This window comes from Arthrobacter sp. YAF17 (assembly GCF_052113365.1).
In the GTDB taxonomy this organism is placed as follows: domain Bacteria; phylum Actinomycetota; class Actinomycetes; order Actinomycetales; family Micrococcaceae; genus Arthrobacter.
On sequence record NZ_JBFRDB010000001.1, the window covers coordinates 1 to 14,684 of the forward strand.

Sequence of the window (14,684 nt, forward strand, 5' to 3'; positions counted from 1 at the left end):
CCGGTAGGACTCGGCCAGGTGCTTCGTCACCGCCTTGCGCTCACCCATCGTCAATCCCATCCCTCAAGGATGTCCGCGGCCAACGTCCCGGAGCTTTTCCCATGAGGCAACGTATCCGGCTACGCGGAGGTTTTTTATGAGTCAACGCGACCTGTTGGCAGGAGGCTATACGGGGCTTAGCCTAGGGAGCACAGGATGGCCAGTGTGCGCGTAATGCGCGCTGGCGGGTGACCGGGGGGATCATCCAGCAACGTTTTTCGGTCTCAAGACGAAGGAACGTGTTGGAAAATGACCCCTGATGTGGAATTCCACCCGCATCGACCCTTGACGGGCCGGGGCGTGTATCTGCTGGACGACCACGAGGTAGTGCGGCGGGGCCTGCGCCAGCTTTTGGAGTCCGAGGGCCTGAGCATCGCCGGGGAGTCCGCGTCCGCGCGCAAAGCACGGCGCCAGATCCGTGCCCTTCGCCCCGAGTTGGTCATTGTTGATGATGATCTCAACGATGGTTCCGGGGCCGGGGTGTGCCGGGATATTGCGGCGGCGGACCCGGGCATCCGGTGCGTGATGATGACCGGGGAGAGCGACGAAGGGGTGCTGATCGACTCCATTCTGGCCGGTGCGTGGGGCCGCCTGTCCAAGCAGGACGACAACAGCGAACTGCTCAGGCTCATCCGCCGCGCCCTGGCAGGGCACACGGCATACAGCGGCCGATTCCTGCCCGCGCTTACTGCCCCCCGGCTCCGGGGCCGCAACCCCGAGGGTGAGCTACTGCTGACCTTGACGAGGCAGGAAATGAATGTCGCCGTCGGGTTGACGAAAGGGCTGACCAACCGCCAGATCAGCCGGGAGCTGTTTGTAGCAGAGAAGACCGTGAAGACCATGACCTCGGCCGTATTGAGGAAACTCGGCATGACGCGCCGGTCGCAGGCCGCCGTATTCATCATCAATGCGCTGAATCCCTCGGACAACCATTCATACAGGTCAAGCCCCTTCCCGGACCTTATCGCGGAGGTCACGGCAGCACTGCTGAACTGCGTCAGCGAGGCCGGGACAGCGCCGCCAACAGATGAGGAGCGGGCAAGGGATGCGCGTCGGCTCGCCGACGCACTGACCGCGATCTAGGCCGCCCGGCCGGCAACCCTCCCGCTGCCGGAAACTCGGACCCCGCCAACGGCGTTGCCGGGTCCGGCACTCAGAAGCGTCGGCGGGTTTACCCTGACCCGGATTGCAGGCGCCCGCTGGCGCGGCGTTCTGGGCCTGCCTGCACAGTATTCGGAGTGGACGGTCATGCCGCCCCTTGCCAGTGAGCGGTGCGCCGGGTGCCTTGAAGCGGGTGTTTGCCGGGTTTGGACTGAACGATGTCATGAGTGTCCGGCCCGAGGAACCGGAGATCCAGCGGACAGGTAATCACTAGTAGTTGCACGGCCCGCGGATCGGCTCCGACCAGTTCCCTCAGGTCAACGGTGATACTGAAGTCCTGAGCGAGTGATGCCGCGCGGCGTACGACCGGAAGAAGTCGGTGGACGTTGCGGAGATTAAGTTTCCCCGCCGGGGTGATGGTGATGGTGCCGGACCCAGGTCCACGGCGACGGGACATCAAGTTTGCTGTTCATAGACGCTATCTTGTCTACAGAACACGGTGGCCGGCTGCCGGACCACTACCAGATTACCGGTCGGCATGATCGGTGTCAGACGTTTTTAGCTGCTGCTGTGTTCTGCCGTGTCACCGCAGCTCGGGTGCCGGTTAGCGCACATCTGTCCCGTGTAATCCGGGGTCCGTTCTGTTGGCTCGAACCAGAGCCGGTTCGTGGTGAAAAATTCCGTAAATTGACTAAGGAACCTGGCCTGGCGGTCGCCTGACAGGGCGTTGTCTTCGGAAGCCGCGGTGTACCGGGTGCCGGACGCTGGAGTCTCCGGGGGTGGTGTTTCAGGGTGGCGGCCCGCCATCGGATCTCTGGTATTCGCGTCGGGAATCATCATCACCGGATGAGGTCCGGGCCCCTGGTGCGGCCCGAGAATGGTCGTACTCGCCGGTGGCAGAGCCTCCTGCGGCAACCCATTTCGGATCGGAGCCTCCAATGTCGAGACCGCACCCGATCCTTGCAGGATCGATCGCAATCGCGGCATCCGTCGCGTTGCTCACGGGCTGCAGCCCCTCCAGTCCCGGGGCGAGTGTCAGTAGCGCTCGGGCGCAAGAGAATGTTTCGCAGGCGTGCGCTGCTGCCAGTGCCTATGCCGCGGCCCTGACAAACTTCAAGCAGACCCTGAAGCCCGGTGCAACGGTGGAGCAGATCCGTTCGGCGCGAGACCAGGTCGCGAAGACCTACGACGATCTGATCAAGGCCAGTCAGGACGTCTCGAGAGACGAAGTGGACGCCGTTCAAGCGGCTGAAAAGAACTTCGATCGGGCCGTCAAGGATGTTCCTGATGATGCCACTCTGGCCCAGGCGGTCGGCTCACTGCGGGATGAAGCAACCAACGTCCAGGCCGCGGTCAGCGATTTGCGGACCGTGGCCAAGTGCTAGGTTCCGCGATTTTGTTCACCTGCGGTAGGCCCATTTCACGCGCCCGGCTGCCTTGGCGCCGAATGCCGCTCCAATTGAAAGCAGGGAAGTCAACATGAGTTTCTGGGAAAACTTTTGGAACATTTTCTGGTGGTTTTTTTGTGTGTATGCGTTCTTCGCCTTGCTCTGGGCGTTGTTCGCCGTCGTTGGGGACCTGTTCCGTGACGACAAGCTCAGCGGCTGGTGGAAGGCCATCTGGGTTATCTTCCTGGCATTCGTGCCCTTTCTGAGCCTGCTGGTGTACTTGATTGCCCGCGGTAAAGGCATGACTGAGAGGTCCATGGAACGGGCGCTAAAGCATCGGGAGGCCTCGGATGCGTACATCCGCGGGGTCGCTGCAGCGAGTCCAAGCGAGGAGATCGCCAAAGCCAGGGCTCTTCTGGACTCTGGAACTATCAGTGCTGATGAGTTTGACAGGATCAAGGGCAAAGTACTGGTCTGAGCGCGCCATGAGATCCTGTGAGGCCAAGACACTGATCAGTGCCCGGAAATCCACGGTATGGGAGATCATCACCGACGGCGGCAACTATACCGTCTGGGACTCCGGCATTACCCACATCTCCGGCGGACTGCGCAACGGGGCCACGATTCGAGTCCGGAGCCGGCCCGGCGGGAACCGTACATACCGTCTACGCGTCCGGCAAATACCGGGCGAAGCGATGACCTGGACCGGACGCCTGGCCCTGGGCCTGCTCAAGGGCGTGTGCACGTTCACGCTCACGTCCCACGGTGAAAAAACGCTTTTGCACGTCAGACAGGATTTTGCCGGCCCACTCCTGGGCATGCTTTCGAAGACCCTGCCCGATATTGAGCCGGCTTTCGCCGAGTACGTCAACGCCGTCAAGAAACGCTCCGAACTGCTCAGCAGACACGAAGCCAGGATGAACGCTTCATCCGGCCGAACACGGGACGTATCGGACGTACGCTCAGACCCGCCGAGTGCCCGCGACACTCTGCCTTGGTCGAGAACGTTCTTACCCCACGACAAGCGTCTGCCTCAACCTCTGCGTCTGCAATCGGACCGGTCAAAATCCTCCGGTTCGATGTAGGACTGCTTCATAGGCATCATGACTTCGCAAAGCAGCCTCACGTCGAACGCACGGCTCTGTGTGCGAAACCGTAGGGACGCATGGACCCCACCCTGAACCCCGGGCAGGGACTCCCGTCAGCCCTGCGCAGGCCGGCCCGAAAGACCGTGGACATCCCATTCGGGCTGCCCGGAAATCAGGATGTGCCCCTGCCCGGGCAGAACGGGCTGTTCTTCGAAGGCGACGTCCCGCCGCTTCGTTCCCTCCGCACCGCGTGGCTGCTGGCGTTGTTCCTGGGCTTCACCGGCGCCGACCGGTTCTACCTCCGCCGGCCCGTCACCGGCACCCTGAAGCTGCTGACACTCGGCGGTGCCGGCATCTGGTGGATCATTGACCTGTTCCGGATCACCAAAGAATACGCCGCCGACGGTGCGTCCATGCCATTGGCCGGGACCAATTCCCAGCGCCGCGGCCTGCGGCTGGCATCGATTGCCGTGGCCGCCGCCCTCGTGGCTGCGGTGACCTACATCACCGGGGAACCTGTCGCCGGGACAATCACCGCTACCGTCACCGCGGTGAACGAGCTGCTGAACCCGGCCCCGCCGCCACCGGTCAAAGAGTGGGTCACCGTCGCGGAGGCCTCCGGCACCAAGCCCCCGGGGCCGGTCGTGACCGTCACCGGCAAACTTCACATCGAGTACACCTTCACCGGCCCGGCCGTGGCCTACCTCCAGCCTGCGAAAGGACCGGCCATCACCATTCTTGCCCGGATCAAGGCCGGAGCCGGGGCGACCGGCATCGCCCTGCAGCCGGGAACCTACACGCTGATAGTCAGCACTACCGGCACCATTTGGCACCTCACGGCCGAGGAGTACCGGCTCCCTGGGTAGCGGCACGGCCTGTGCCGCGTTGATCTTGACACGGGGGCAGACGACTTGCCTTGCACGGCTCACCCGCGCGGCTTCCGCGGCGACGGCCGGCAGTTGGTCCAACAACGCCACGGGCCGCCCGGGAATATCACCCAAGGGGGTGCGAAGAGGCGCTGGAACGTGACAACCCCCTTCAGCGGCTCCTGCATCGGGTACTGGAACTGCCCTCGGTTTTGTTGACTATTTGACATAACGAGCGAGTGCTCGTGAAAGGACGTTGACCATGCCGACGGCATGTGGGGCGGGGTTCCGCAATGTGAGTTGGGGTCGCCAGGCGTGGCGGAGGGCTCCGCTACGTCGTTCGTGGTGTGTGCTCACTTCCTGGAGGCCGACCCGTCGGTTGGTCGTGGAGGTCGCTGTCCGTGTCCCCATGAGACGATCGGAGAGGAGGGACCCGCCGCCATGCTGTTCGTCGATTTCCAGCATGGGGCCGCCCCGTATTGCGGTGCTCATTGGGGGCTGGTCCGGTTCCGGAACCACACTAGGCATGTTGGAGCGAAATCGCATCCCGTCCGGGCGGCCGTATTGACAGCCCGGTTGGGATCGCCGACGTGGCAGAAAAGAGGGTGTGCACATTGTGCACACCCTGGGCTTCGGATCGGGTCGTATATCGGCCGGACTGGGCCGGATTGGCAAGGTTTGCGGGGGAGTGGCGGATATTCAATGGTCGGAACCCGGTTCGAGTCCCACCTCGGGCACGTGTTTTCTCTGTTCAGGGGGCCTGAGGGCCTCTGAGTGTGCACAAACTGTTCACTTATGGGCCCCTCCGGGGCCTATTTTTGTTGGTGTGCCGTTGCTGTGGCCGGTGGCTTTTTCTCGTGGTTCGGGCAGCGGTGGCGCTGTTTACTCGTTCATGGCCCGGGGTGCCGCCAGCTGCATGACTGGACGCTGGCTGGGGGAGCGGTGCTGCCTTTGCTGGTTTGCATTTCTTGATGTCATGACTGTTCATGGCGACGTTGCCAGGTAAGCGCATGACTTGATACGTCTTGTTGACGGTCAAGCGGCTAGCGCTTCCTTGAGCCCGAGGTGTGCCCGGTCGGCAGCGGCGAGTCCCTGGTCCGTGAACGTCTGCTCCGACGACACTCCAAGAGCAACCAGGGGCATTCTTCCGGGCGGTAAGGTCTTGGTCGTACGAGGATACGAGGGCGTATCCGATGGGGGCCCGGTCATGGACTTGGATGTGCTGTTTAGCCCCGGGGATTCTGTCGATCTAAGCAACACCTATTTCAAGGTGATTCGATATGTATTTGAGTTCGACGTCTCCAGCAGGTATCCGTTTTCTGGCCTCGATCAAGCAAGGAGATGGTCTCAAACCCTCCGCCCGTGCGGTCGGCATCGGCAAAAGCAGTATCCCGGCGACTAAAGGCTGGCGATGTGTCCAGCTTGGTCTACGCCGGGACCCTTGGAATTTGGTTGTCCCCACACTTCTCCGCCGGCCGTGTGTCTCAGTTTCACTGCTCCAGTGGTAACGAGTATTCATCGCTCTCTCCCAGTGCCAGTAGGGACGCGATTGCTTTTGATGTGGGGTCATTGTGGGAGTTCAGACGCCAGGAAACCGTTGCCACGGAATCAGCAGGCGCAGCAGCAGTTCGACGTCGGGAGGCACTCATCATGGCTGCACTTACTTCCTTCCTATATCGCTCCCACAGGATTTCACTATGAAGCGAACAGGCAAGTTCCATCGTTCGAGCCGCTAGCCGGTCAAAGGTAATTAGTTCAAACGGGTCGTGATCAGGCGACAACTTCACGCCTGTCTCACCGCAGCCAGCAACGGGACACTGATTCGAAGTATTCATTTCCATTGTTCCTCTCTTGCAGGTACTTCATGAATTGTCAGGGATGGAACATTTCATCCGACGCCGAGCATGATTAAGGGAGCGTGTTCACGGTTCCAGAAGCGTGGTTCGCGTTTTGGTGACATCGGGGGCACCTCACTGTTCGGGGCTTGAACCGGCGGATCTACTGGTCATGCCGCCGGACRTGGAGGCCGCGATTTCAGTGGTACAGGCTTCCGTCGACAGCAACCTGTCTGGAGGACTGGAGGGAGTAGGTGCTTGCGCAAAGTGATCATTGAGCCTCACATCTATAGTCGGCATAAGTGCCGGTCCTCTTTCGGCTAAAGGTCTTGCCGCTCGCCACCGACGCTCCGGTAAGTCGCGGTCGCCGTCGCGTTCGCAGCTACTCCCGTTGGAACAATGGTGGGCTCGCCGACTGTGTCCTCCGTGTGGATCGCCTGAGGAATTTCTGTGCGGAACGGTTAGAGGTCCCCGGGTGTGCACGGAGAGGGAAGCTGTCGTATTTGGCGACACACCTCCCTGACGGCGCTTGGCCCAGTCCTCGTTGTCCCGTCGTTGTTGTTCCCTGCTGTTTCTTGCGCTGCAGCCGCCGGTGACCTAGCCAAACCGAAGCGACCATGAGACCCGGCACATCGRCAAAGCCGAGGATGGCGGCCCACAGCAGATTTCGTCCAAATGAGCAGAACAGCTCGCCGAAATCAGCCAACTTCAGTGCCTCGGACGGTTGAACACCCGACATGCAATCGAGGACATCCTCCGATATCTTTGGGTGGCTGCGGTAAGGGATCAGGGAACCCTTCCGGCCCTACCGGAATGACGAGGGACGGCTGGGGGAGTGGCCGACTGCGGCGGACCGCGTACCGCCTTGTGCGGCCTCTGCTGGGTGTTCATCCTTGTTCGTCCTTCCGTTGGGTTTTCGCGTTCACCAGTTCATGGTGGCTAGGGCCGCGTACAACATGACTTGCTGCCTTGCCCCAGTAGTCCTGCATGAACAGGGGTCGGAGCGAAAACTTTGGACCAGCCGCAAACCCAGGTCCATGTAGAGAACAAAAGCCATTCTTTTGTTGATTTCGGTGCCGTATGGCGGAAGAACGGCGGCCGTACAAAGCGAACACTCCGCATTCAAGTGGATTCCGGAGGCCGGCCAGCCGCAATCGCTGCCTTGATGACGTCATCGCCGTGGTCCTTACCAAGTGATTCGGTTACCGGGCCGGAGGCATGGCGAGGTAAACAGCGTCCGGGGTTGTTCTACACTCGAAAAACGGACATACAGGGCGGACCCCCCGATATGCCCGAAGTGGTACACACCGCACCCCCAACGAAGGGAGGCCCCCATGCGCCGCAACCGTGTTATCGCTGGGGTTTCCGCGTTCCTCTTAGGCGTCACTTGCCTTTGGGCCGTGTCCCTCTCCATCGGCGGTCGGATCACTGATGTTCGGATCGCTGCTGTCGGTGACATGAACGGCGTCAGGAACTACGCGCCTGATAGCCCGTCCGGTCGGAACGGTGCGGCGATCACCCGGCTCGTGCAGAACAACGAGATTGACGCGTTCCTAGGGCTCGGGGACTTCCAATACGACACCGCGTCCTGCGCTGACTACGTGAATTACTGGACGCCGCTGTGGGGTGGCACGAAGCCCAAGTTGTACTGGGTGTCCGCACCCAACCACGACTGGAAACCCGGCCGCAACGAAGACCTCGGCAACTTCATGAATGGCCAATGCCCGGGATCTACGGCGAAGGCTGCGATCAACCAACAGCGTGGGTTCATCAGGAACGGGGAACCGTACTCGAAGGACTTCGGGAACTGGCACTTCGCGTTCCTGTCGTCCGCGCACTGGCGGTACAACCCCTCGCAGGCTCAGGCGCTAACGACGTGGCTGGACAACGACCTCGCTGCTGCTAAAGCGGCGGGTAAGCACCTGGCAGTCGTGCACCACGAACCGTACTTCACGTCGAACACGAGGGAGCATGACCGGGCCTCTGACCACAAGCCGTGGATCGACGTGATGTGGAAGCACCGGGTCCGTCTGACCCTGTCAGGGTCACAACACAACTACGAACGCTCATGTCCGGTGAACAACGCCGACGAGTGCGTCAGTGACGGAATGACCGCGTTCCAGGTTTCCACGGGAGGTATCGATCTGCGCCCCTTCACCAGCAGTCCGTCGTACATCGTGAAGCGGTTCAGCGACACCCACGGGTTCCTTCGGATGACACTCCGAGACAACGGGTCTTTCGACTGGAACTTCGTTCCCACGTCGGGGTCGGGCACGGACGCAGGCACGCGTTCCGCACCGTAGTAAAGGCCACCGCCAAGCCCTCAGGGGCACCATACTAAGCGACCGGGCGGCCACCGTCCTCAGAGGCGTAGTTACCACTGTGCAGGCAGGCAGTGCTGGTCCCGTCTGCTTTTTCCCGGGCGCCGATACCGGGGCCGGGTAACCGATGCGTTCCTGCCGAAGATCGAGGAATGGATCGCGGCCCCCAACGGCAAGATCCGCGCCGACAAAGCCCACGAGAAGTTCCGGAAGTTGATGACGGCCAGGACAATGCCGATCAGCCACGCATCGTTGGGCTTCCACTGGGTTTCGGTTTTGGTTGAGGACTGGACAGTGCCCATGATCTAGGCATCTTTGGTGAGGTAGGTCATTGCGGCGACGACATGGGTCTGGATGCCCACGGACAGCGTCGGCTCGATCACGGGGGCGAATAAGGGGGAGTGGTTCGCCGGAATGTCCCGTGAAACGGTCCCCTTGGCGACAGCGGCCTGGTAGGTGTCCGGGTCCACCCCGCCCAGGAGCCAGAAAGTGTATGGCACGCCGAAGGCGTCCGGAATGCGGCTGAAGTCTTCCGACGCGGTTTGCGGCGTGGCACGGCTTACGGTGTCGGCCCCGAAGTGCGCGGTGAAGGCTTCGGTGACCTGATCTGTCACGGATTTGTCGTTGCTGGTCAGCGGGAACTGGTCGTAGTACTCGAACTCGGGTTCCTGTGGTGATCCGGCGGCGACGCACTCGCCTTTCACGATCCGCTCGATCGAGCCGAGCACCGCGGACCGGACCTGGTTGTCGTAGGTGCGGATGTTCAGCCGGAGCGTGGCACGGTCAGGGATGATGTTTGATGTCGTGCCGGCGTTGAGGGCCCCGACGGTGACGACGGCGAAGTCGCCCGGCTTGGTCTCCCGTGAGACGACCGTCTGCAGCCGCAGAACGATTGATGAGGCCAGCACCACCGGGTCCACTGACATGTGCGGCATGGAGCCGTGTGCGCCCATGCCATGCACGGTGATCTTGAGCGAATCTCCGGCGGAGAGGACCGGCCCGGCCGTGGTGGCCAGGGTTCCCGCAGCAAAGGGCATCACGTGTTGGGCCAGGGCGACGTCGGGCCGCGGCACTTTGGTGATCAGTCCGTCGTCGACCATTGCCTTGGACCCCGCGCCGACCTCCTCCGCTGGCTGGAACAGCGCGATGTAGGTCCCGGACCAGGCCCCGCGGTTGTCCGCCATGAGTTTGGCGGCGCCGAGCAAGGTACTTACGTGGACGTCGTGCCCGCACGCGTGCATGACCCCGTCCACCTCCGAGGAGTAGGGCAGGCCGGTGGCCTCCGTGACAGGCAGGGCATCCATGTCGGCCCGTGCCAGGACTGTCGGGCCAGTCCCGTTCGTGAGGACGCCGACGACACCTGTACCGCCGATGCGTGTGACTTTGTAGCCGAAAGCGGTGAGTTTCTCTTGGACCAGCTGGGAGGTCTGATGTTCCTTGAGGCTTAGTTCGGGATGCCGGTGCAGGTGGGTGTACATTTCCCGGACCCAGCCGAGCTCCGAATCAAGGCCCGCCACGACAGTGTCTGAACTGTTCATGCGTATCACGCTCTCATAGGTTCCAGGCGCCTCAGAGATCCGGGCGCAACCGGCAAACCCAGCATAAACCCGGTAAGAAACGTCAGGAGCCCGCGAGTCTGGCCCACAAGGCTGACGCGCCTGCTCGAGATGGAGCGATTTGCCGTCTGCGAGGCCCGGCCACTGGACGTCATCGACCGGACCAGAAGCCTCACAGACCCCGACACCCGTGCCTACATCGAGCGACGCGCCGCAGAAGGGAGGAGCCCACGGAAATCCGCCGCTGCCTTAAGTGGTTCATCGCCAGGCAGATCTTCCGCCAACTCCAGACACTTATAGCTTGACTTACCACCATAGAAGGGTCTCTTGCGCGATAACAGTCAGGGCCACCGCAACTGAGCGGTTGGTAATTCGCTTCCACGGGAGCGTCTTCTCGCCGGCGATGAAACCCCAACCCGCCATCCAGCCGATGCTCATCCCACCGGTCGCAAACGGCGCCACCATCAGCGCCCAACAGCAGCGACGCACGACGCCCCGTGCTCAACTCCCACGCGCAGCGCACCGCGGTATCCGCTGCGCATGCGGTGCAGGATGAAGTCCATGGGAATACGGCATTTCATCAGGCTGACGTTTCCTGGCAGGTGACAGTTGATGGGCAGCCGCCGGTTTAGAGACGTTCCAAAGAACGCGGAACTTGAGACCAAAGTTCGATCGATTCAAGGCAGTTGCGAAACTCGAAAGCGATCCGCAACCCTGTAACCCCGTCACTAACGTTTATGGAACGGGCGAGAAAGCCGAGGTCGCGCTAACAGCCTAACCAAAGTAGACATGGCAGATCGGGAATGGGTGTTTAGTTGCTGCCATTCAACGAGACCCGATGTCGCACCATCGCTAATACACCGACAACAGCCCGACCGTCGACTCAGCTGGCCAGAACCACGCATGGGGACGAAGGATCCAATAACCCGGTACTTACCGAGTGGACCCAGCCGGGAAAGCAAGTATGGCCTACTCGTGACACCAATTGGGGTCGACCATAGTCTCTACGGCACGGGGAATGGCTTAGAGAGCTGGGGCCATGTATCAGAATATGGCCGACAAGCCATAGTACCGCGCTTCGATAAGCGCGACAGCGTCTAATCTTCCGTAATTGTCATGAAGTAAGGATGCATTTGTCTAATCTCACCCAGCTTTCAATTTGTTTCTCCGAGCTTACGCTTCTCGTCACCGAGGGCGTCAGTAAGATTCATTCGGTTCGAGCCCAAAGGCTGGTCCCCCAAGAGGTCATTGTTGTGCCGACCGTAATGAGGTGCCGTATGGGCGACGTCCTAGGTGGATGGCGTGACGCAGGGAAAGATTGGGGGCGCCGTGGGACTTTCCGCAGCGCGTAACACCGGGGCGGGCGCGTTGAACCGGAGTGGGCATATGTCCGCCCGGCCCATTTCGGTGGCGAGCTCGGCCGGATCGGGCTACAGCCGCAGCGGTCTGCCCAAGGCGGCGTCCGAAGTCAGGAAAGTAATTGGCGCAAACATGTGCTTTCGGCGTGAAGTCCTCCGCCGGGTGGGCGGCTTTAATCAGTTGCTCGGCCCCCAATGCTTGAAACCTGTGGGCTGCGAAGAGCCCGAAATCCGCATTAGTTCCAAAATATGTGCCCCGGGTTACGGCGTGCGTGAGCCAGTGGCTCTGGCGCCGCGTACCCGAACACCGGGGGGCGCGACTAGAGCAGTAGGAGCAACCCCCGAGGACTGGGCCGTGCAGGATCCGATCTCGGCGTTCACGCCCGCCAGCGACTTGCGCGGGCCGCAGCCCGCTCACGACCTGAGGTGGTCCCGGCTACGGAAAGCCATCACCTGCTGGACTGGCAAGGGGCGCGGTGGATCGGCACCATCAAGGTTTCCCAGATTGGATGTCGGAAGGATGAAGACATGAGCAACCATAATGCGCATGCGGTTGGACGGTCCTGGCTTGGCGTAAGGCGCGGAGGTGCCCTCTCGGCTGGTCCTCGTCTACGCGGGTCGCGGAATCTGCTCCAAGCACTGCTGTCAGCACTGCTGGTAGCGCTCCTGCTTGCGCTGGGTTGTCTGGTGGTACCGGTTGCGGCGTCGGCGGCTCCAGGTGACGTGGGAGACGAGGGTCTGTCGCATTCGGGGACGGGGACGCCGACAGGTTCAAAGCGGGCAACGAGTGCGTTGTGGTTCAATGACGGGGCCTGGTGGGGGAACTTGTGGGACGCTGCCAGCTCGGTTTTTCATATCTTCCGTTACAACGGTGCAACGGGGTCGTGGGTTGATACGGGCGTGGCGACGGACACGCGGGCGAACACTCATCATGACGTGCTGTGGGACGGCGCGACGCTGTACGTGGCGAGCTATCGGTTCGTCAACGACGGTCTGCCGGCTGAGCCGAACTTCCCGACGACCATGCGGCGCTACAGCTACAACCCGAGTTCCAAGACGTACACGCTGCTGAGTTCAGAACAGATCAACAATCAGCGCGTTGAGACCCTTACCATCGACAAGGACTCGACTGGCCGGGTATGGGCCACGTGGCAGCAGGGAAACAAGATCTTTATGAACGTCACCAACGCGGCCGGCGTGACGTGGGGGACGCCGTTCCAGCATCCTGCGTCATTGAGCAACGTGTCTGTGGATGACACCTCGGCTTTGATCGCGTTCGACGGGAAGATGGGTGTGCTGTGGAGCCGGCAGGTCGGTGACGCCACCGATGGCATGTATTGGAGCTACCACGTCGATGGAGCGTCCAACACCTCCTGGAGCACTCCGGAAGCGGCGGTGCAGGGGCAGCGCAGCGGTGATGACCACATGAACTTGAAGTGGCTGGACTCCTCCGGTGGCCGGGTCTTCGCCGCTATTAAGACGTCGTTTACGTCGGCCTCTGAGCCGCTGATCCAGCTGCTGTCATTCAATGGTTCGACGTGGTCCGTGAACACGATCGCGACCGTGTCGGAGTGCCCGAACCGAGTCCTCGTCCTCATTGATGAGGGTACGCAGAGGCTGCGCACCTTCGCCACCTATCCGAAGCCGAGCGGCACGACGAATGCCGGTGTCTGCACCAGCTCGGGGGGTGCGATCTACGAGAAGTCCACGCCGCTGGACAACATCAACTTCACGACCACGAAGACGGCTCGTATCGTGGACGCCGACCAGTATGTGCACAACGTGACGTCGACGAAACAGAACCTCAACAGTACGGCGTGGGGCACGGCCAACAGCGGTGTGTTGCTGCTCGCCGATGTGAACGCCACAAACCGGTACTGGAACTTTTATGAGCCTGGCCCCGGCGGTGGTGGGGGCGATACCACGGCCCCGACGGTGACGGCCACGTCGCCGTCGGCTGGCGCAACGGGTGTGGCGGTTTCGGCGAATGTGACGGGGACCTTTTCGGAGGCGATGGATGCGTCGACCGTTACGTCGGGCACATTCACGTTGACGACCGCGTCGACGGCGGTGCCGGCCGCTGTGTCGTACAACAGCGCCAACAACGCTGCGTCGTTGAACCCGACGGCGGATCTGGCGGCGGGTACGACGTACACGGCGACGATCAAGGGCGGCTCCACTGGTGTGAAGGATGCTGCCGGTAACCCGTTGGCGTCGGACCGGACCTGGACCTTCACCACTGCTTCCGCGGGCGTCACTCCAGGTGCTGTGGTGTTCGCGGATATGGACGGCACGAAGGACGACACCTACACGATCCCCACAGCTGAGGGCGTGGAATACCTGGTCGGCGGGACGGTCAAGGCCGCCGGCTCGTACCCGGGCACCGGGACCGTCACGGTCACCGCGCGCGCCACCGACGGCTACGTCCTGCAGGCTGGTGCGACCACCGAATGGGCCACCACCTTCAAGATCACCCCGGCGCCGTATACGCCGCCGGCGGTGTCGCCGTTCGCGGATGTGAGCACGGACCAGCTGTTCTACAAGGAGATGTCCTGGCTCGCTGCGCGGGGCATCAGTTCCGGCTGGACCGAATCCAATGGGACCCGCWCCTATCGGGCGCTGCAGCCCGTGAACCGGGATGCGATGGCCGCGTTCCTGTACCGGTTCGCCGGATCTCCCACGTACACGCCGCCGGCGGTGTCGCCGTTCGCGGATGTGAGCACGGACCAGCTGTTCTACAAGGAGATGTCCTGGCTSGCTGCGCRGGGCATCAGTTCCGGCTGGACCGAATCCAATGGGACCCGCACCTATCGGGCGCTGCAGCCCGTGAACCGGGATGCGATGGCCGCGTTCCTCCACAGGGCCGCCGGCACGCCCTAACACCTCTCGACACCCCACATGTTCTCTCCCAGACACAAGGTCCGCTATCAGTTGCCGCCCGCCCGCCAGTCGAGCACCCCTTTGCTAGGGAAAAGCGGACGTTGCAGTCTGTTCCGTTGCGCTGTTGCTGTTGCGGGCTCACCTCGTGAAGGGTCGGCCTGTTGGTTGGTCATGCAGGGTGCTGTTCGCCGCTCCATGAGATATTCGGAAGGAGGAACCCGCCGCCATGCTGTTCGTCGACTTCCAGCATGA

Annotated in this window: 8 protein-coding genes and 1 pseudogene; 7 read left to right on the top strand and 2 right to left on the bottom strand. The window is 62.0% G+C overall.

Annotated elements, in window-relative coordinates; translation table 11 throughout:
* The first annotated feature begins 288 nt into the window (after positions 1 to 288).
* The 6 genes from AB4Y67_RS00005 (at position 289) to AB4Y67_RS00030 (ending at position 8,620) form a co-directional block, all read left to right on the top strand.
* Positions 289 to 1,122, top strand: coding sequence for a response regulator (locus tag AB4Y67_RS00005; RefSeq protein ID WP_441403770.1), 834 nt, complete (start codon positions 289 to 291; stop codon positions 1,120 to 1,122).
* 956 nt (positions 1,123 to 2,078) lie between these two features.
* Positions 2,079 to 2,525, top strand: coding sequence for a hypothetical protein (locus tag AB4Y67_RS00010; protein ID WP_441403771.1), 447 nt, complete (start codon positions 2,079 to 2,081; stop codon positions 2,523 to 2,525).
* Positions 2,526 to 2,619: 94 nt separating this feature from the next.
* Positions 2,620 to 3,006, top strand: a complete 387-nt coding sequence (locus AB4Y67_RS00015; protein ID WP_441403772.1) for a hypothetical protein — start codon at positions 2,620 to 2,622, stop codon at positions 3,004 to 3,006.
* Between the two features lie 7 nt (positions 3,007 to 3,013).
* Positions 3,014 to 3,613, top strand: coding sequence for an SRPBCC family protein (locus AB4Y67_RS00020; RefSeq protein ID WP_441404308.1), 600 nt, complete (start codon positions 3,014 to 3,016; stop codon positions 3,611 to 3,613).
* 80 nt (positions 3,614 to 3,693) lie between these two features.
* Complete coding sequence (locus AB4Y67_RS00025; protein ID WP_441403773.1) at positions 3,694 to 4,482, top strand: TM2 domain-containing protein; 789 nt, start codon at positions 3,694 to 3,696, stop codon at positions 4,480 to 4,482.
* Positions 4,483 to 7,717: 3,235 nt separating this feature from the next.
* Entirely contained in the window at positions 7,718 to 8,620 is a 903-nt protein-coding gene (locus tag AB4Y67_RS00030; RefSeq protein WP_441403774.1) for a metallophosphoesterase family protein, read from the top strand.
* A 323-nt stretch (positions 8,621 to 8,943) separates the two neighbouring features.
* Here the strand turns inward: AB4Y67_RS00030 and AB4Y67_RS00035 are convergent, their stop codons facing one another.
* Both AB4Y67_RS00035 and AB4Y67_RS00040 read right to left on the bottom strand, forming a co-directional pair.
* Positions 8,944 to 10,176 carry an amidohydrolase gene (locus AB4Y67_RS00035; protein WP_441403775.1) on the bottom strand — a complete coding sequence of 411 codons (1,233 nt, stop codon included), beginning with the start codon at positions 10,174 to 10,176 and terminating at the stop codon, positions 8,944 to 8,946.
* A 324-nt stretch (positions 10,177 to 10,500) separates the two neighbouring features.
* Positions 10,501 to 10,775 (bottom strand): annotated as a pseudogene (locus AB4Y67_RS00040) (copper chaperone).
* Between the two features lie 1,677 nt (positions 10,776 to 12,452).
* Between AB4Y67_RS00040 and AB4Y67_RS00045 the strand changes: the two are divergent.
* Entirely contained in the window at positions 12,453 to 14,432 is a 1,980-nt protein-coding gene (locus AB4Y67_RS00045) for an Ig-like domain-containing protein (RefSeq protein WP_441403776.1), read from the top strand.
* Positions 14,433 to 14,684 lie beyond the last annotated feature (252 nt).

Coding starts and splice junctions, on each gene's coding strand:
- AB4Y67_RS00015 (WP_441403772.1), top strand. CDS start 2,620: ATGAGTTTCTGGGAAAACTTTTGGAACATTTTCTGGTGGTTTTTTTGT.
- AB4Y67_RS00005 (WP_441403770.1), top strand. CDS start 289: ATGACCCCTGATGTGGAATTCCACCCGCATCGACCCTTGACGGGCCGG.
- AB4Y67_RS00035 (WP_441403775.1), bottom strand. CDS start 10,176: ATGAACAGTTCAGACACTGTCGTGGCGGGCCTTGATTCGGAGCTCGGC.
- AB4Y67_RS00010 (WP_441403771.1), top strand. CDS start 2,079: ATGTCGAGACCGCACCCGATCCTTGCAGGATCGATCGCAATCGCGGCA.
- AB4Y67_RS00025 (WP_441403773.1), top strand. CDS start 3,694: ATGGACCCCACCCTGAACCCCGGGCAGGGACTCCCGTCAGCCCTGCGC.
- AB4Y67_RS00020 (WP_441404308.1), top strand. CDS start 3,014: ATGAGATCCTGTGAGGCCAAGACACTGATCAGTGCCCGGAAATCCACG.